The sequence below is a fragment of the Streptomyces sp. NPDC002825 genome (genome assembly GCF_040295385.1).
GTDB lineage: Bacteria > Actinomycetota > Actinomycetes > Streptomycetales > Streptomycetaceae > Streptomyces.
Genome location: NZ_JBEOVH010000014.1, coordinates 181009 through 199194 on the forward strand (window position 1 = coordinate 181009; position 18186 = coordinate 199194).

Annotated in this window: 17 protein-coding genes; 9 read left to right on the forward strand and 8 right to left on the reverse strand. The window is 73.4% G+C overall.

The window, feature by feature from the left end:
• Window positions 1-258: 258 nt before the first annotated feature.
• From ABT041_RS20090 to ABT041_RS20110, 5 genes are read left to right on the forward strand one after another with little or no spacing between them, the layout of a single operon-like run.
• Window positions 259-2382 (forward strand): hypothetical protein, encoded by a 2124-nt coding sequence (locus tag ABT041_RS20090; protein ID WP_351186202.1) that lies wholly within the window; start codon window positions 259-261, stop codon window positions 2380-2382.
• 34 nt (window positions 2383-2416) lie between these two features.
• Window positions 2417-3928 carry a GT4 family glycosyltransferase PelF gene (pelF, locus tag ABT041_RS20095; protein ID WP_351186204.1) on the forward strand — a complete coding sequence of 504 codons (1512 nt, stop codon included), beginning with the start codon at window positions 2417-2419 and terminating at the stop codon, window positions 3926-3928.
• Window positions 3925-5436, forward strand: a complete 1512-nt coding sequence (locus ABT041_RS20100; RefSeq protein ID WP_351186206.1) for a hypothetical protein — start codon at window positions 3925-3927, stop codon at window positions 5434-5436. The genes pelF and ABT041_RS20100 overlap by 4 nt, the downstream gene beginning before the upstream one ends.
• A 7-nt stretch (window positions 5437-5443) precedes the next feature.
• Window positions 5444-6064, forward strand: coding sequence for a spherulation-specific family 4 protein (locus tag ABT041_RS20105; protein ID WP_351186208.1), 621 nt, complete (start codon window positions 5444-5446; stop codon window positions 6062-6064).
• Window positions 6061-6849, forward strand: coding sequence for an endo alpha-1,4 polygalactosaminidase (locus ABT041_RS20110; protein ID WP_351186210.1), 789 nt, complete (start codon window positions 6061-6063; stop codon window positions 6847-6849). The genes ABT041_RS20105 and ABT041_RS20110 overlap by 4 nt, the downstream gene beginning before the upstream one ends.
• A gap of 3 nt (window positions 6850-6852) precedes the next feature.
• Here ABT041_RS20110 and cobS read toward each other — a convergent pair whose 3' ends face one another.
• On the reverse strand, window positions 6853-7617 hold the full coding sequence (cobS, locus tag ABT041_RS20115) for an adenosylcobinamide-GDP ribazoletransferase (protein ID WP_351186212.1): 765 nt from the start codon (window positions 7615-7617) through the stop codon (window positions 6853-6855).
• Window positions 7618-7684: 67 nt separating this feature from the next.
• Here cobS and ABT041_RS20120 point away from each other — a divergent pair, with 67 nt between their 5' ends.
• Complete coding sequence (locus ABT041_RS20120) at window positions 7685-8455, forward strand: hypothetical protein (protein ID WP_351186214.1); 771 nt, start codon at window positions 7685-7687, stop codon at window positions 8453-8455.
• Here ABT041_RS20120 and ABT041_RS20125 read toward each other — a convergent pair.
• The 4 genes from ABT041_RS20125 to ABT041_RS20140 form a co-directional block, all read right to left on the reverse strand.
• Entirely contained in the window at window positions 8389-9105 is a 717-nt protein-coding gene (locus ABT041_RS20125; protein ID WP_351186216.1) for a hypothetical protein, read from the reverse strand. The two genes, ABT041_RS20120 and ABT041_RS20125, sit on opposite strands and share 67 nt — an antisense overlap.
• Window positions 9102-10892 carry a phosphatidylglycerol lysyltransferase domain-containing protein gene (locus ABT041_RS20130; RefSeq protein ID WP_351186218.1) on the reverse strand — a complete coding sequence of 597 codons (1791 nt, stop codon included), beginning with the start codon at window positions 10890-10892 and terminating at the stop codon, window positions 9102-9104. Before ABT041_RS20130 ends, ABT041_RS20125 begins: the two co-directional genes overlap by 4 nt.
• A gap of 108 nt (window positions 10893-11000) precedes the next feature.
• The gene (gene cobT, locus ABT041_RS20135; RefSeq protein ID WP_351186220.1) at window positions 11001-12077 is read right to left on the reverse strand and encodes a nicotinate-nucleotide--dimethylbenzimidazole phosphoribosyltransferase; all 1077 of its coding nucleotides are present in this window, start codon (window positions 12075-12077) and stop codon (window positions 11001-11003) included.
• Between the two features lie 60 nt (window positions 12078-12137).
• The gene (locus tag ABT041_RS20140; protein ID WP_351186222.1) at window positions 12138-13340 is read right to left on the reverse strand and encodes a bifunctional adenosylcobinamide kinase/adenosylcobinamide-phosphate guanylyltransferase; all 1203 of its coding nucleotides are present in this window, start codon (window positions 13338-13340) and stop codon (window positions 12138-12140) included.
• A 91-nt stretch (window positions 13341-13431) separates the two neighbouring features.
• Between ABT041_RS20140 and ABT041_RS20145 the strand changes: the two genes are divergently transcribed.
• Window positions 13432-13638 carry a hypothetical protein gene (locus ABT041_RS20145; protein ID WP_351186224.1) on the forward strand — a complete coding sequence of 69 codons (207 nt, stop codon included), beginning with the start codon at window positions 13432-13434 and terminating at the stop codon, window positions 13636-13638.
• Between the two features lie 390 nt (window positions 13639-14028).
• On the opposite strand, the gene ABT041_RS20150 is transcribed toward ABT041_RS20145, so the two are convergent.
• From ABT041_RS20150 to ABT041_RS20160, 3 genes are all read right to left on the reverse strand, one after another.
• Window positions 14029-15108: a S1C family serine protease gene (locus tag ABT041_RS20150; RefSeq protein WP_351186226.1), complete on the reverse strand. Its 1080-nt coding sequence runs from the start codon at window positions 15106-15108 to the stop codon at window positions 14029-14031.
• A 67-nt stretch (window positions 15109-15175) separates the two neighbouring features.
• Window positions 15176-15952, reverse strand: coding sequence for a class I SAM-dependent methyltransferase (locus ABT041_RS20155; RefSeq protein ID WP_351186228.1), 777 nt, complete (start codon window positions 15950-15952; stop codon window positions 15176-15178).
• A gap of 65 nt (window positions 15953-16017) precedes the next feature.
• Window positions 16018-16623, reverse strand: a complete 606-nt coding sequence (locus tag ABT041_RS20160) for a DUF3043 domain-containing protein (RefSeq protein WP_086828019.1) — start codon at window positions 16621-16623, stop codon at window positions 16018-16020.
• A gap of 273 nt (window positions 16624-16896) precedes the next feature.
• Here ABT041_RS20160 and ABT041_RS20165 point away from each other — a divergent pair, with 273 nt between their 5' ends.
• Window positions 16897-17691, forward strand: coding sequence for a PspA/IM30 family protein (locus tag ABT041_RS20165; protein WP_041128852.1), 795 nt, complete (start codon window positions 16897-16899; stop codon window positions 17689-17691).
• Between the two features lie 19 nt (window positions 17692-17710).
• Window positions 17711-17989 carry a PspA-associated protein PspAA gene (gene pspAA, locus ABT041_RS20170; RefSeq protein WP_351186231.1) on the forward strand — a complete coding sequence of 93 codons (279 nt, stop codon included), beginning with the start codon at window positions 17711-17713 and terminating at the stop codon, window positions 17987-17989.
• The last annotated feature ends 197 nt before the right edge of the window (window positions 17990-18186 follow it).

Below are 18186 nucleotides of genomic sequence, written 5' to 3' on the forward strand. Positions count from 1 at the left end.
GGGCCGACCGTGCCCGCCGCATCGTATTTCGGCCCGGAGAGCGCCGAGAACGAGCCTACGCTCGCTCACACGGTTCGCTCACGGCGGCGGGGATTCACTCATCCGTGGTGTCTCTTTCATGTTTACCCTTCCGGTCTCCGTCGCCCGGTCACACTCGCCTCATTCACGCAAGGACGACACACCGTCCTTCGCCTCATCTGCGACATCTCCACGCGTTCCGCCGGTTCGGGCGGGACCCGTCGAGGGGGGACACCGACCATGGACTCCGGCCGAATCCGTACGCCCAGAACCGCGCCCCGCACCACCGCCGGCGCCCGCACCGCGCCCCGTACCGGCCCCCGCACCGGTCCTCGCACGGGCAGGATCGCGGCCCTCGCCGCCGCCGCGCTGCTCGCCACCGTCGTCCCCTCCGCGCAGGCGGTCGCCGCGACCACGCCCCGCGTGGACCTCACGGTCCTCGTCGTCGACGACGGCGGCAGCGCGGTCGGGGCGATCACCGCCGAGCTCAAGGGCTCCGGCGTCCCGTACCGCAGGATCGACCTCGGCGACCCGAACCGGCCCGTCCTCGACGCGGCCTTCCTGAGCGACACGGTCGACGGACGCCCCCGCGCCAAGTACCAGGGCGTCGTCCTGCCCCACGAGAGCGCCTTCGGCCCCGACTCCGCCGAGGCCACCGCCCTCCAGACGTACGAGCGGACCTTCGGGATCCCGCAGGTCGACGCCTACACCTGGTCCCACCCCGGCGTCGGTCTCGACTACACCGACCAGGGCGGCTGGTCCGGCGTCCTCGACGGGACCACCGCCGGCGTCACCGCCGCCGGGCAGGCGGGCCCCTTCCGCTACCTCGCCGGGGCGCTCACCTTCGAGGACAACGACCCCTCGATCGCCGAGAGCTACGGCTACGCGGGCCGCCCGCGCGCCGGCTACACCAGCTACCTCGACATCCCCGTCGACGGCGCCGAGGGCGGCGGCCGGGCCAGCCTCGTCGGCGAGTACGCCGCCGACGGCCGCCGCGAACTGGTCGTCACCTTCGCCTACAACCAGTACCAGCGGCAGTTCCGCGCCCTGGCCCGCGGCATCGTCGACTGGCTCACCCAGGGCGTCCACCTCGGCCAGAGCCGCAACTACCTCTCGGTCCACGTCGACGACGTCTTCGCCCCCGACGCCCGCTGGGATCCGGCGCTCAACTGCACCCCGGGCGACTTCGACTGCGTCGGCGACGACGGCGAGGGCGTCGACCCGATCCGTATGACCGCCGCCGACGCCCAGTACGCCGCGGCCTGGCAGAAGGCCTCCGGATTCACCCTCGACATGGTCTACAACGGCGGCCAGGGCGAGCAGTGGAAGACCGAGCACGGCGGCACCGACCCGCTCACCGACCGGCTCGTCGCCGACCGTGCCCAGTACCGGTGGATCAACCACACCTACACCCACCCCTTCCTCGGCTGCGTCCAGGACAACGCCGTCGTCCCCTGGCAGTGCGCCAAGGACACCGCCGGCAACACCCTCTGGGTCAGCCGCTCCGAGATCTCCGGCCAGATCCGCGACAACCACAACTGGGCCGTCGGCAAGGGCATCTCCGTCGACCGCACCGAACTCGTCACCGGAGAGCACTCCGGCCTCAGGACCCTGCCCCAGCAGCCCGTCGACAATCCCAACCTCGCCGGCGCCCTCGCCGACAACGGCGTGAAGTGGACCGGCAGCGACAACTCCCGCGAACCCCAGCAGCGCGCCGTCGGCACCGGCACCGTGAAGACCGTGCCCCGCCACCCGATGAACGTGTACTACAACGTGGGCACCGCCGCCGAGATGACCGATGAGTACAACTGGATCTACACCTCCCGTGCCGACGGCGGCAGCGGGATCTGCGAGTCCAACCCGGCCTCCACCTGCCTGCCCGCCCCGCTCCCCACGGCCACCGGCTACGCCGACCACATCGTGCCGCAGGAGGCCCGCACCGCCCTCTCCCACGTCCTGGGCAACGACCCGCGGCCGCACTACGTCCACCAGTCCAACCTCGCCGAGGAGCGGCTCCTCTACCCGGTCCTCGACCGCGTACTCGCCGACTACCGGGCCCTGTTCGCGGCGAACACCCCCCTGGTGAACCCGGCCCAGAAGGACGTCGGCACCGAACTGGGCCGCCGCGCCGCCTGGGACCAGGCCGTCGCCGCCGGAAAGGTCACCGCCTACCGCATCGGCGGCACGGTCACCGTCAAGGCGCCCTCCGGCGTCACCATGCCCGTCACCGCCCCCGAGGGCACACGGAAGAGGCTCCTGCTCGGCAGCACCGCCTTCGGGACGGCCTACGCGGGCACCCGCTCCGCCTGGACCGCACCCGAACCGCTCCAGACCACCGTCACCCTCACGCTCCCGACCACCTGACGCCTGACCAGCACGTCCTGGGGGGAACCCGCTCATGCCGAGCAGTGGCCGTCACGTCACCATGCTCACCGAAGGCACCTACCCGCATGTCCACGGCGGCGTCAGCACCTGGTGCGACCAGCTCGTCCGCGGCATGCCGGAGGTCGACTTCGAGGTCCTCGCCCTCACCGGCAGCGGCCGCGAACCCGTCACCTGGGAGCTGCCGCCCAACGTCACCCGGCACACCGCGTACCCCCTGTGGGGACCCCCGCAGGGCCCGGCCGTCCGCCGGCCCCTGCGGGGGCGCGAACGCCGCCGCTTCCTCGACGCGTACGAGCGCCTCCTGCTCGCCCTCCTCGACCCCGGGGCGGGCTGCGACTTCGGCACCGGCCTGTACGAACTCGCCGAACTCGCCCGGCAGGGACGGCTGACCGCCGCCCTCCGCTCCGAGCCGGCGCTGCGCTCCCTCATGTGGATCTGGACCATGCCGCACCTGCCCACCCTCGCGGCCCGGCCCACCGTCCACGACGCGCTCACCGCCACCGACCTGCTCGAACACGCCCTGCGCCCGCTCGCCGCCCGGATAGCCCCCGGCGGCGTGGCGCACGCCGTCTCCAGCGGTCTCGCCACGCTGCCCGCCCTCGCCGCGCAGCACTTCGAAGGGGTGCCCTTCCTGCTCACCGAACACGGCATCTACCTCCGCGAGCGCTACCTCGGCTACCGCACCGAGGCGCAACGCTGGCCCGTCAAGGCCCTCATGCTCGGCTTCTACCGCGAGCTCAACACCCTCGGCTACCGCAAGGCCGACCTCATCACCCCCTGCAACCAGTACAACCGGCGCTGGGAGGAGCGCGGCGGAGCCCCCGCCGACCGCATCCGCACCGTCTACAACGGCGTCGACCCCGCCCTCTTCCCCGAGGCCGGGCCCGAGCCCGAGACGTCCACCCTCAGCTGGTGCGGCCGCGTCGACCCCATCAAGGACCTGGAGACCCTGATCCGGGCGTACGCGATCTGCCGCGCCGAACTCCCCTCGCTCAGGCTCCGCCTGTTCGGCCCGGTCCCCGCCGGGAACGAGGACTACCTGACCCGACTGGAGAAGCTCGCCGCCGAACTGGGCGTGACCGACGGGGTGTCCTTCGAGGGCCGGATCAGCGACGTCCCCTCGGCCTACGCGGCCGGCAGCGTCGTCATGCTCTCCTCGATCAGCGAGGGCTTCCCCTTCTCCCTCATCGAGGCCATGTCCTGCGGCCGCGCCACCGTCTCCACGGACGTCGGAGGCGTACGGGAGGCCGTCGGCGACACCGGCATCGTCGTCCCGCCCCGCGAACCGGCCGTCATGGCCGCCGCCGTCTCCGCCCTCCTGAGCGACGGCGCCCGCCGCGCCGAACTCGGGCGCCGCGCCCGGCAGCGGGTCATCGACGAATTCACCCTGCACCGCTCGGTGGACGGCTTCCGCCAGATCTACCGCGAACTGGCGGGCGCCCGCCGGGCCGGCCCCCTGCGCGTGCGCATCCCGTCCCCCCGCCGCACGGCCCCGGCCCTGGTCCCAGGAGGCACCCCGGCATGAGCGGCTCCCTCTGGCTGAAGCCCCCGAAAGCGGAGACCCCGCTCCCCGCGATCCCCCGTCCCCGCCGGGAGGGCGCCGCGCGGCGGGCGGCGGCGCCCGCAGGCCCCGCCGGGCAACCGGCCCCGGCACCGGCCCCCGTCGACGGGCCCGCCCCGCACACCCCGCCCCCCGCCGGAGGGGAGCTCGCCGACGATCCGCTCGACGAGCTCGCCCGGCGGCTCGACGGGTTCGTCGCCGTCGCCGTGCACCCCGACGAGATCGCCGCGCTCCTCGAGTCCGACGGCATGACCGACGAGCACATCCGGCTCACCTACGGCCGCGCCGACTCCTTCTCCCTCGCCGAGGACCTCTACGCGCGCGTGGAGCGGCGCCACCCCGAACCGGCCGCGCCGACGACGAGCGCCTGGTACGGCGAGCTCGCGGGCTGTCTGCTGCGCGGGCTCGTCTTCGCGCTCCCCGGCCTCGCGTACGTGCTCGCCGCCCCGCTGCTCGCCGGCGGACACGGCAGGTTCGGGCTCCCGGCCGGGACCGTCCCGCTGCTCGCCGGGGCCGTCACCGGCTGGGTGTGGAACCAGGCCCTCGCCCACCGCGCGTACACCTGGCTCGGGCTCGGCGACCGGCCCGCCGCCGCCCGCGCCCTGCTCACCGGCGGCCCGGCCGGCGCCCTCGCCGGGACGGCCGTCGCCCTCGCGAGCGCCGCGCCCGGCGAGACCCCCTCCGCCGTCTTCGCCGCCGGGCAGTCGCTCTACCTCGCCGCCGCGACCGTGCTCCTCGTCCTCGGCCGCGAACGGGCCCTGCTCTGCGCCCTGCTGCCGCTCACCGGCGCCGTCCCCGCCTTCCGCTGGGACCTGCCGGACGCCCTGCGCGCCGGGCTGCTCCTCGCCTCGCTCACCGCATCCGCCGTCTTCGCCGCGCTCGTCCTCCGCCCGGGCCTGCGCCGGGGAGCGGGCGGCCGGGGCGGACCGCCGCGCGCCGCCTCCCTCCCGTACGGCCTCTTCGGCCTCGGCAGCGGCCTGCTCGTCCTGCACGCGGGCGTGGGCGACCTGTCGGTGAGCGGGGCGGGGTCGGTCATCGCGCTCACCCTGTCCATGGGACCGGCGGAATGGCTGCTCCACCGCTTCCGGGACGGCAGCCTGACCCGGCTGCGGACCCTCACCACCGCCCGCGAGTTCCGCCGGGCCGTCACCGGCACCCTCGTCCTCTGCCTCGGCGGCTACCTCACCGTGCTCCTCGCCCTCGCGCTCGCCGCGACCCTCGCCTGGCCGGGGGCGCCGTGGCCGACGCTCCCGCGCCTGGTCACCCTGCTCCTGATCGGGACCGTGCTCTGGCTCGGGCTGCTGCTCCAGGCCTTTGGCGCGGTGCTCAGCGCCGCCACCGTCTGCCTGCTCGCGGCGGCGGCGCAGACCGTGGAGCCGATGGCGGGCCCGGTGGCCGCCGGGGGAGCGGCCGCGGTGCTCGCCGCCCTGACCTGTGCCCTGCTGGTACGACCGACCGCCCACCGCGCCTAGAGGTGTCATGACCATCCCTTCCCTCCTGGTGCCGTACTACGAGCACCCGGCCGAACGCCCCGAGGCCTGGTCGGCCCTCGTCGACGCGGCGCCGTCCCTGTACGGCGTCGTCCTCAACCCGGCGAGCGGCGCCGGTGCCGCGCCCGACCCGGCGTTCGCCGAGGCCGCCGCGCGGTTGCGGGCCGCCGGGGTGCGGGTCCTCGGGTACGTGGACACCGCGTACGGCCGACGCCCGCACGCCGAGGTCGTCGCCGAACTGGTCCGCCACCGCGACTGGTTCGGAGCCGACGGCGCCTTCCTGGACCAGGTGGCGACCGCGCCGGCCGCCCTCGCCCACTACCGCCGCATCGCGGTCGCCGCCCGGGCGGCCGGGGCCGCGACCCTCGTCTTCAACCACGGCGCCCACCCCGACCCCGGCTACGAGGCCCAGGCCGACCTCCTCGTCACCTTCGAGGGCCCCTGGGACACTTACCGGACCCTCGACCTGCCGGTCGCCGCCCACTACTGCCACCTCGTGTACGCCGCCCCCGTCGGCTTCCGCCCGGCCACCCCGGTGCACTGCGCCGTCCCCGGCACCGGCGCGCACCCCTGGGGCACCCTTCCGCACCTCCTGGAGCCCGCCCGATGAGACGGACCGCACTGCCGCTCGTGGCACTCCTCCTGCTCGCCACGGCCTGTACGGCGGCCCCCCACCCGGACCCCAAGCCCACCGAGGACCGCTGGCGCCCGGCGCCCGGCCTCGCCTGGCAGTGGCAGCTCAGCGGCCGGCTCGACCCGGCCGTCGACGTCCCGGTGTACGACATCGACGGCTTCGACCATCCGGCCTCGACCGTCGCCGACCTGCACCGCCGCGGCCGCAAGGTTATCTGCTACGTCTCCACCGGCGCCTGGGAGGACTTCCGCCCCGACGCCGACGACTTCCCGAAGGCCGTCCTCGGCAAGGGCAACGGCTGGGAGGGCGAGCGCTGGCTGGACGTCCGCCGCACCGACCTCCTCGGACCGCTCATGGCGAAGCGCCTCGACATGTGCCGGGACAAGGGCTTCGACGCCGTCGAACCCGACAACATGGACGGCTACAAGAACCGCACCGGCTTCCCCCTCACCGCCGCCGACCAGCTCCGCTACAACCGCCTCGTCGCGGACATGGCCCACGACCGGGGCCTCGCGGTCGGCCTCAAGAACGACCTGGACCAGATCCCGAAGCTGCTCCCGGACTTCGACTTCGCGGTCAACGAGCAGTGCGCCGAGTACGACGAGTGCGGCCGACTCGCCCCGTTCACGGCGGCGGGCAAGGCCGTCTTCCACGTCGAGTACGAACTGACGACGGACCAGTTCTGCCCGCAGGCGCGGAAGCTGGGCCTCAGCTCGATGCGGAAGCGGTACGAACTCGACGCCTGGCGGCAGCCCTGTTAGAGGTCAGCCCAGCGTCAGCGCGACCAGCGCCGCCGTCGCCGCCGTCTCCTCCACCGCGCCGAACACGTCCCCCGTCACCCCGCCGAAGCGCCGGACGCACCGGCGGAGCAGCAGGGCCGCCGCGCCGAGGCCCGCGCCGGCCGCCAGGACGGAGCGGACGGCGTCGAACGGGGAGAACAGCAGGCCCGCTGCGGCGCACAGGACCAGGACCAGGGCGGTGGTGAGGGTCGCGGACCGGGTCGGGACCGTCTCGGCGACGATCGCGCCGAGGCCCTCGGGGCGGGCGGCCGGGACGCCCTGCCGGGACGCGTGGGTGAGGGCGAGGCGGGCGACGGTGGCGGCGAGGGCGGCGGCGACGGCGCCCTGCGCCCAGCCCTCCCCGTACAGCTCGTACAGCGCCGCGACCTGGGCGAGCAGGACGAGGACGAGGGCGATGACGCCGAACGGGCCGATGTCCGACTGCTTCATGATGCGCAGCGCGTCCTCGGCCGGCTTGGCGCTGCCGAGGCCGTCGGCGGTGTCCGCGAGACCGTCGAGGTGCAGGCCCCGGGTGAGCAGCGCGGGGACGGCGGTGGCGGCGACGGCCGCGAGCAGCGGGCCCGAGCCGAGCAGCAGGAAGAGGCCGCCGGCCGCGGCGGAGCAGAGCCCGACGGCCAGACCCGCGAGCGGGGCCGAGAGCATGCCGGCGCGCGCCGCGGCCCGGTCCCAGCGGGTGATGCGGGCGGGGAACACGGTGAGGGTCCCGAAGGCGAAACGCAGGCCGTCCATCCGGGCAGGGTAATCGCCGCCCGCGGACGGTAGATTGCGCATACCGCGCATATCGGAACGGGGTGGCATGGGTCACTGGTTCTCCCGCAACATCGTCGAGCCGGGCAAGCTCCCGATGCTGCTCGCTCTGACCTCCTTCGTCCTGACATTCCTGGTCACCCGCACCGTCACCCGGCTCATCCGGGCGGGGAAGGGTCCCTTCCGGAACGTCTCCTCCGGGGGCGTCCACATCCATCACGTCGTGCCGGGCGTCGTCCTCACGATCCTCGGCGGCTTCGGCGCGGTGGCCAGCGACCGGCACGGCGCCGGCGGGGCGATCTTCGCGGTCGTCTTCGGGATCGGCGCGGGGCTCGTCCTGGACGAGTTCGCGCTCATCCTCCACCTCGACGACGTGTACTGGTCGGAGGACGGCCGCAAGAGCGTCGAGGTGGTCGTGCTCACCACGGCCCTCGTGGGGCTCGCGCTCAGCGGCTTCTCGCCGCTCGGCGTCAACGACATGACCGCCGAGGAGCGCCATGACCGGGTCACGTTCATCCTCAGCCTCGCGCTGAACTTCGTCCTGATCCTGGTCACCCTGGTGAAGGGGAAGTTCCGGATGGCCGTGATCGGGATCCTGGTCCCGTTCGTGGCGATCGTGGGCGCCGTCCGTCTGGCCCGCCCCGGCTCCTGGTGGTCCCGGCACTTCTACGGGCGCCGCCACCGGGCCAGGGCCCGCTCCCGGATCCGTACGTACCGCCACGACAGACGCTGGACCAGGGTCCGGCGCCGCGCTCAGGACCTGATCGGCGGCTTCCAGGAACGCGTCCCCGGGCGCGGCCCGACGCCGCCGGTGTCCTGACCGCGCCCGCGCCGCGCCTGGACCGCGATCAGGACGAGGACGGCGGCGATGGCCGCCAGGTGCTCCTTGCCCGCCAGGTTCGCCTTCATGATCACCTCGACGACCATGGCGACGACCACGAGCCAGCCGGTCCGGTACGCCCGGTAGCGCCAGCAGACGTACACGGCGAGGCCGACCACCGCCGCCGACGGGCCCGTGTCGACGACCTGCGCGTCGGAGGCGGGCAGGCCGAACGGGCTGTCGGGGCCGAGGGCGATGCCCACGCGCGCGTAGAGCGTGCCGGCGAGGGTGGCGAGGTACGCGATGCCGAGCGTGCGCCACCGCCCGACGCAGATCTCGGCGATCCCGAACACCAGGAGGACCTGCGCGAGGGCGCCCCACACGGGCAGGTCGAGCGCGGGGACGAACAGCGAGAGCGGGGTCCGCAGCAGCGCGAGCCACAGCGGGTCCTCGGCCCGCACGGAACCGATGTCCTGGACCGGCTGATAGCCCCAGTCCTGGTTCTGCACCAGCTGGAAGAGGGCGGTGAGGCAGACGGCGCCCAGCGTCAGGGGAGCCGCCCTCCACCTCTTCGTGACGAGCGCCGTCCGTACGGTGCCGAACAGCGGCCCCCACTCACGGCGGGCGAACTCCCGTGCGGCGTGTCTCAACGGCTGCTCTCCAGATGCCTGCGGTGCATCCTCCTCCAAGGGCTTCGTCCAGGGGGTGCCCCCAGCAGACCGGGGGCCTCCAGGAAGCCCTCGGCCCGGCCGGCCGCGAGGCCGATGCGCAGCAGGTCGGCACTCTTCTCGAAGAGCATGAATCGGGGCTCCCAGATCGGTCGGTACTTGGCGTTGGCGCGGTACAGCGACTCGATCTGCCACCAGCGGGAGAAGAAGCTGAGCAGTGAACGCCACATGCGCAGCACGGGTCCCGCCCCGAGCTTCGAGCCACGTTCGAAGACGGAGCGGAACATCGCGAAGTTCAGCGAGACCTGAGTGATCCCGATCTCCTTGGCGCGCTGCAGGAGTTCGATGACCATGAACTCCATCAGGCCGTTCTCGGAGTCCCGGTCACGGCGCATCAGATCCAGCGAGAGCCCCTTCGGCCCCCAGGGGACGAAGGACAGCAGGGCCCGCAGTTCGCCCTGGTCGTCGGTGCACTCCAGCATCACGCAGCGGCCGTCCCGGGGGTCGCCGAGCCGGCCGAGCGCCATCGAGAAGCCGCGCTCGGTGGCTCCGTCGCGCCAGTCGTCCGCCTTGCGGAGCAGCTCGGCCATCTCGTCGGCGGGGATGTCCTCGTGGCGCCGGATCCGGACCTCGTACCCGGCCCGCTTGACCCGGTTGAAGGCCTGCCGGACGGTCCGCATCGCCCGGCCGTCCAGGGTGAACTCGTCGGTCTCCACGATCGCCTCGTCGCCCAGCTCCAGGGCGTCCAGACCGTGCCGGGCGTAGATGACCCCGGCCTCCTCGCTCGCGCCCATCACCGCCGGGATCCAGCCGTGCTCGCGCGCCTCGGCGAGCCAGGGTTCGATGGCGCCCGGCCAGGCCTCGGGGTCGCCGATCGGATCTCCGGAGGCGAGCGAGACCCCGCCGACCACCCGGTAGGCGACGGCCGCCTTCTCGCTGGGGGACCAGACCACGCTCTTCTCGCGGCGCAGGGCGAAGTAGCCGAGGGAGTCCCGCTCGCCCTGCTTGTCGAGCAGGACCCGCAGCCGGTCCTCGTCCTCCTGGGTCAGCGGGTCGACGGCCCGCCGGGAGCGGAAGGCGGCGAAGAGCACCGCGAAGAGCAGCAGCGTGGACAGGACGTTGATGGTGACGTCGACCCAGCCGGGCGGGTGGATGCCCTTGAAGCCGGTGTCGTCGGAGGCCAGCGTGACCAGCCGCATCACGCCGTACTTCCAGCGCTCCAGGAAGGTGGAGTGGCCGGTGGACTCGTTGGTGACGGTCACCAGGACGGCGGCGAGCAGCGAGGTGACGAGCAGTCCGCCCACGGCCACCCCCGCCGCGAGCTTCGGGTTGGAGCGGTCGCCCTTGGCGTAGAACTCCTTGCGGCCGAGCAGCAGCGCCACCGTGAACGCCGCGGAGAGGGCCAGCGAGATCCAGTTCTGGGCGTGCTGCCGGATCTCGGGGAAGAGCATCCCGACAGCGAAGAGCAGCAGGAACAGGCCGACGAGCACCATGTTGAGGATCCACGCGGCCCGTTTGCGGCGCCGCATGGTGATCGCCAGGAAGAGGGTGAAGACCCCCGAGGCGAAGCCCGCCGTGAGCATGTACGGGGTGAAGTAGTCGTCCTCGTTGTGGCGGCGCAGGTCCTGCCCGAACGAGACCCAGACGGCGCTCAGGAAATTGAGGAACGTGACGACACGCAGGTACCAGACGGCGAACGCGGCGCTGCGCCGCGAACGGACGGTGCTGCCCCGGGGTGTTGCTTCGGCAGACAAGCGGACTTCTCCCATGAAAAGCGATCATATGGGGCGCCTCACGCCGTACGGAGACGCCGGAGGCGGTCACGCGCGCGTCGCGCGTGACCGCCCCGGAGTCAGCCGTGCCGTTTCCGCCCCCGCTCAGGCCTCCGCCGGCTCCTCGGCGGCCGGACTGGTCGGGTCCGGACGCTCGGGCAGCTCCGCGGCGAACGCCGCCGCGGCCTGGACGAGGGGAAGTGCGAGCAATGCCCCGGTTCCCTCACCCACATGGACGCCATGGTCGAGCAACGGGTTGAGCGCCATCCTGTCCAGCGCCTTCGCCTGCGCCGGCTCCCCGCTCACCTGACCCGCCAGCCACCAGTCCGGCGCCCGGAACGCCGCCCGCTGCGCCACCAGCGCACACGCCGCGCCCACCACACCGTCCAGGATGACCGGCATCCGCCGCACCGAGGCCTGCAGCAGGAACCCGGTCATCGCCGCCAGATCCGCCCCGCCGACCGCCGCGAGCAGCTCCAGCTGGTCGCCCAGGACCGGCCGGGCCCGCCGCAGCGCGTCCCGGATCGCCGCGCACTTGCGCATCCACGCCAGATCGTCGATCCCGGCACCGCCCCGGCCGGTCACCACCGAGGCGTCCGTCCCGCACAGCGCCGCGATCAGCGTCGACGCCGGGGTCGTGCCGCCGACGCTCAGATCCCCGAGCACCACCAGATCCGTGCCCGAGTCCGCCTCCTCGTCGGCGATCGCGACACCGAGCCGGACCGCCGCCTCGGTCTCCTCGACCGTCAGCGCGTCCGCCACGTCGATCCGGCCGCTGCCGCGCCGCACCCGGTGCCGTACCACCTCGGCGGGCAGCAGCTCCGGATCGCAGTCCAGACCGGCGTCCACGACCCGTACCGGCACGCCCATCGAGCGGGCGAGGACGGCCACCGGGCTCGCCCCGTCGAGCACCGCGCGCACCAGCTCGTACGCCGTGCCCGCCGGACGGCCCGACACATCGAGCGAGGCCACCCCGTGGTCGCCCGCGAACAGCACCACCTTCGGCTGCTCGATCGCCCGCACCTTGACCGAGGCCTGGGCCGCGGACAGCCACTCGCCCAGCTCGTCGAGCCGGCCCAGGGCCCCCGGCGGCACGGCCAGCCGCTCCCGGCGCTCCTCGGCGTCACGCCGTATCCCGCCGTCGGGGCGCTCGATCAGATCGGAGAAGTCGTCGAGGTTCAAGGGTTCCGCCTAGTGACAGGTCAATCGGTGATCGCACGCTACAGATTCGGTGATCGCACCCTACCCGCGCAGCACCAAGGCCTGGCCCGAGACCACCAGGACGACCTCCTCGCACTCGTCCCCGAACGCGGCGTTCAGCCGGCCCAGCTCGTCCCGGAAACGGCGCCCCGCCGCCGTCGCCGGCACCACCCCCGAGCCGACCTCGTTCGTCACCGTCACGACCGTACGGCCCGTCGCCCGCATCGCCGCCACCAGCTCCGCCGTCCGCTCCCGCAGCGCCGTCTGCCCGCCGTCCCGCCACCGCTCGTCGTCCCAGGCGCCCACCCGGTCCATGGCGTCCGTCAGCCACAGCGACAGACAGTCGATCAGCAGCGGGGGGCCGTCCTCCGCGAGCAGCGGTACGAGGTCGCAGGTCTCGGCCGTACGCCAGGAGGCCGGCCGGCGCTCCCGGTGCAGCCCGACGCGCTCGGCCCACTCGGGGTCGCCCTCCCTGGTCCCACCCGTCGCCACGTACACCACCTCCGGGAAGGTCTCCAGACGCCGCTCGGCCTCCACCGACTTCCCCGACCGCGCCCCGCCCGTCACCAGCGTCCGCCGGGGCACCTCAGGCACCTCGTGGTACTCCCCGATGTACAGCGTCGTCCCGTCCGGCACCGCCCGCGCCCCCGCCGACGCGAGCCGCCGGTCCAGCTCGGGGCCCGTCGGCGCGTCGTGGTCCAGATGCACCGCGATCACCTCGGTCGCCGGGCCGATCGCGCCCGTCGACCGCAGCCGGGCCAGCCCGTCCGGCCGCCCGGTGACATCGGCGACGATCATGTCGTACGGCGCGCGGTGATCGTCCCCGATGCCCGCGGGCGCGCCGCCGGGCGGCAGGTACAGCAAGCGCTCCCCCTCGGCCGAGGTCACCTCGTACCCGGTCCCGGGGGAGTCCATCGGCACCGCCCGCACCCGGTGCCCGCTGATCAGCGTCAACTCACGTCCGTCCGGCACCCGCCCTGCGGTGGGAAGCCCAGCGGGCACCTCCACCGCCGGCCCGTCGTGCGGATGCGTCAGCAGCACCTGCCGCACCCCCACCAGCGAATGCCCCGACCGGGCGGCGGCGAGGGCGGCCCCCGGGGTCAGATCGAGCAGCAGCGCCCCGTCCACGAGCAGCGAGGTCGCGGCCCTCGCGCGCTCCCCACGGGACAGCGCGCACACGGCGCAGGGGCAGTCGGGGCGGGGGAGTCCGAGCGGGGCTCCGGTGCCGAGCAGAGTCAGTTCCACCCTCAGATCCTCCCGCGCCACCGCGAGGCGTGCGCGCCCGGCTACGCTGCGGGCAGGAAACCGATCATCCGGTGAGCGCCAGGAGGCTTGCATGGCATGGACGTGGCGGTTCGAGAAGTCCGACGGCACCGAGGTCGAGCCGGTGGTGACGCCCGAGGAGTTCACCACCCAGGGCGACGCGGAGAGCTGGCTCGGCGAGAACTGGCGTGACCTCCTGGGCGGAGGGGCGGACCAGGTGACGCTGTCGGAGGACGGGGCGAAGATCTACGGCCCGATGCCGCTGAACGCGGAGGGCTAAAGCACCCGGCCGCCCGTTGTGGGCAGGCGTTCCGCAAGGGCGGTGCCCACCCGCAACGGAACGGCGCCCCGCCCGTTGTGGGCAGGCGTTCCGCAAGGGGCGATGGGGGTCCCCCCTGCTCGAGCGAAGCCGAGAGCTTGGGGGAGGGTGGGCACAACGGAACGGCGCCCTTGCCGGCGCCAGAGGCTACTGAACCTGGACCCGCACCCCGTGCGCAGTGCACTGGTGGTGCGGGTCAAGGCGCGGAACGCGGAGGCGCCGCGGAGGGCGCCGTCCCGTGTGCCCACCCGTCCCTCCCCCCAGGACTTCGTCCTGGGGGGACCCCCATGCGGGACGATTGCCCACACGGCAGCGGGCACGGGCCCCACGCGGGACGGCACGGCGCGGGGGCTACAGCTCGCCCAAGGTGGCCTGGGTCCTGTGGGTCGTCGTGCCGCGCGTGTACACCACCGTCACCACCTGCCCCGGCTTCATCGACGCCAGCGCCTCCGCCAGCGACGTGATCGTCGTGATCTCCGCGTCGCCGAGGCGCGTGATCACGTCCCCCGGCCGAAGCCCCGCCTTCCCCGCCGCCCCGTCCGCAGGTGCCTCGACCACTGCCACGCCCGCCGGCTCGTAGTTGTCGTCGAGGACGGTACGGCCGGTGATGTTGAGGGCCGCCCGGCCCGAGTCCGTCACCTTGCCGTTCTTGACGATCTGGTCCGCGACCGTCTTCACCATCGACGCGGGGATCGCGAAGCCGATGCCGGGCGCCGAGCCCCCGCCCAGCTCGGGGTCGGTCGCGGCGAGCGTCGGGATGCCGATGACCTCGCTGTCGAGGTTCACCAGGGCGCCCCCGCTGTTGCCGGGGTTGATCGCCGCCGACGTCTGGACCATGTTCGCGATCGTGGCGCCCGTCCCGCCCCCGGTCCGGCCCTCGCTGACGGTCCGGCCGGTGGCGGAGACGATGCCCTGGGTCACGCTGCCGGACAGGCCCAGCGGGGAGCCCATCGCGAGGACGATCTGGCCCATGTCGACGGCGGCGGAGTTGCCGAAGCTCGCCGCCTTCACCCCCTGCGGCACGCTGTCCAGCTTGAGCACCGCGAGGTCCTGCTCGGGGTACGAGGAGACGAGCCGTGCCGTCACGGGCTGCCCGCCGGTGGCCGCCGTGACCTTGAAGGTCTTCTCCTGGCCGACGACGTGCGCGTTGGTGACGATGTGCCCCTTGCCGTCGTAGACGACCCCCGAGCCGAGGCTGTTCGCCGCCTCGATCTGCACGACCGAGGGCAGGACGTTCTTGATGACGGCCCGGTAGTCGTCCTGGAGCTCGTTGGCGGCGAGCGGCACGGCCGCCTGGGTGGACCGCTCCGGGTCGGCGGCGTCCCCACCGGAGGCGGAGCAGCCGCCGACCAGCGCGAGGGCGCAGGCGCCGGCGGTGAGGGGAAGAAGGAGGCGTGCAAGGGCAGGGGGGCGGCCATGGAAGACGTCCATGTCCGGAGTATCCGATTCCGCCCTACCCCCGGCCCGGCGAGCGCACCCGATCAGGGGTGAGCCGGCCTCAGCCCCGTACCCCGCACAGATGCAGCAGCGCCGCGATCCGCCGGTACGGATCCGTCCGCCCCGCACGGTCCTCCGCGGCGAGCAGTCGGTCCAGCTCCTCGGCGGCGGGCAGGCCCGCGTCCGCGGGGACGTCGTCCGTGAAGACCCGTACCCCGTACCAGGCGTGCAGCGGCGCCGCGATCCCCGCGAGCGTCGCCGTCAGCGCGTCGAGCCGGTCGGCCCGCACCTTCACGCCGTTGTCGTCCGTGTAGACGTCCGAGTCGAAGGCGGCGAGCGCCCCCGACCAGTCCCCGGCGAGCCCCGGTCGCATGGACAGGGCCTCCGCGTTCCGTACGACCAGGGACAGCAGGCCGCCGGGGGCCAGCATCCGGGCCATGCCCGCGAGCAGCGCGTCGGGCTCGTCCGCGTACATGAGCACGCCGTGGCAGAGGACCACGTCGAAGCTGCCGGGCAGGAAGTGCACCCCGGTCTCGCGGCCGTCGCCCTCGATCATCCGGACCCGCTCGCGGATCCCGGCGGGCTCGGTCGCCAGCGACTCCCGGGCCGCCTTCAGGAGGTCGGGGTCGGCCTCGAGACCGGTCACGGTGTGCCCGGCCCGGGCCAGGCGCAGGGCCTGGGTGCCCTGCCCCATGCCCGCGTCGAGGATCCGCAGCCGCTGCCCCACGGGGTAGCGGCTGGTTATCTGCTCGTCGAGCTGACGGGCGACGATCTCCTGCCGGATGGTGTCGCGCAGCCCGCCGGGACCGGCGGGCCAGTGGGCGACGACGGGCAGCACAGGGCCACCCGACTCCGACGTGGCCTCGCCGAACGCGCGCCCGTCGTACTCCGAGCTGTCGGCGCTCAGGGCCGCTCTCCGCGCTTGACCTGCGGCTTCGGCAGACGCAGTCGGCGCATCTGGAGCGTGCGCATCAGGCCGTAGGCGATCGCGCCGCGCTTCGGCTCGTTCGGGAAGCGCTCGTTGAGCTGCTTCCGCAGACGGATCCAGATGCCGATCGAGTCGATGACGATCAGGACGATCACACCGAGCCAGAGCAGCAGGGAGATGTTCTGCAGCGACCGGTTGGCGTTGCCGAACAGCGACAGCACGAGGATCACCACGGCCATCGGCAGGAAGAACTCGGCGATCGCGAAGCGCGAGTCGACGAAGTCGCGCACGAAACGGCGGACCGGACCCTTGTCGCGGGCCGGCAGGTAACGCTCGTCGCCGCTGGCCAGCGCCTCGCGCTGGCGGGCCAGGTCCGAGCGGCGCGCCTCGCGCTGACGCTTGGCGGCCTCCTTGCGGTCGGTCGGCACCGTCGCGGCGCGGCGACGCTGGGTCTGGGCCTCACTCCGCTTCGGGGTCGGGCGGCCCTTGGGGGCCTCGGGGTCGCGGGGCTGCTTGGTGGAGAGGTCCGCCGTCACCTTGTCGGTGGGGGCCTTCTCGTCCTTCGAACGGCTACGGAACACAAAACCCAAGGGTACGGGGTGGCGGGCATGAACCCCATGCGGGCCGGGAACGATCCGCTAACGGACTGCGTCTTGGGCGGTACGTACGAAGGGCGGCGCGGGGGTCACCCGGAGATCCGTCTACTCCCTGCGCGGGAGGGAACACCCCGCGCAGTCGTCCTTGGGGAGGAGCGCATCCCGCTCCGAACAGTGCGGTAATGGAGACAGGGCCCGTAGTGTGGATCCTGTTGAAGAGCTGGAGCCGAGTCCGTCAGAAGGGGGCGCGCGAAGCCCATGAGCGGTGTCATGAAGCGTATGGGGATGATCTTCCGCGCGAAGGCGAACAAGGCCCTTGACCGGGCCGAGGATCCGCGCGAGACGCTCGATTACTCCTACCAGAAGCAGCTGGAGCTGCTGCAGAAGGTGCGGCGGGGCGTCGCCGACGTCGCCACCTCCCGCAAGCGGCTCGAACTCCAGCTGAACCAGCTGCAGGGCCAGTCCGCCAAGCTGGAGGACCAGGGCCGCAAGGCCCTCGCCCTCGGCCGCGAGGACCTGGCGCGCGAGGCGCTGTCCCGCCGGGCCGCGCTCCAGCAGCAGGTCAGCGACCTCGAAGTGCAGCACCAGACGCTCCAGGGCGAGGAGGAGAAGCTCACCCTCGCCGCCCAGCGTCTCCAGGCCAAGGTGGACGCCTTCCGCACCAAGAAGGAGACCATCAAGGCGACCTACACGGCGGCCCAGGCGCAGACCCGGATCGCCGAGTCCTTCTCCGGCATCTCGGAGGAGATGAGCGACGTCGGTCTGGCGATCCAGCGGGCCGAGGACAAGACCGCCCAGCTCCAGGCGCGCGCCGGCGCGATCGACGAGCTGCTCGCCTCGGGCGCGCTCGACGACCAGTCGGGCCTCGCCAAGGACGACATCCAGGCGGAGCTGGACCGGCTGTCCGGCGGCACGGACGTCGAGCTGGAGCTCCAGCGGATGAAGGCCGAGCTGGCCGGGGGCCCCTCGGCGCAGCAGCAGGCCATCGAGGGCGGCTCCGGTACGAACCAGAACCAGGGCCAGCAGCAGTCCCACCCGCGTTTCGAGAAGTAGGCGACAGACAGGACGCGTCATGATCGTACGGATCATGGGGGAGGGCCAGTTGACGCTGGCCGACAGCCACTTCGCCGAGCTGAACAAGCTGGACGACGAGCTGCTCGCGGAGATGGAGGCGGGGGACGAGGAGGGCTTCCGGCGCACGCTGGGCGCGCTCCTCGACGCGGTCCGCCGCCTCGGCTCGCCGCTGCCTGACGACGCGCTCGAACCTTCCGAGCTCATCCTCCCGGCGCCTGAGGCGAGCCTGGAGGAGGTCCGGGAGATGCTCTCGGACAACGGCCTGATCCCCGGCTGACGCCCACCCAGGATCCCGCGGGGCCCCAGGCCCGCGCGGCCGACCCAGGGTGACCCGCGCCCTGGGCCGGGCGGTGCCCCCGGTCCGCCCCCGCGCCGGCGCCCGTGTGGGGCCCGCGCCCGCTGCCGTGTGGGCAATCGTCCCTCCCCCAGACTTCGTCCGGGGGGACCCCCAGGGCGGGACGGGTGGGCACACGG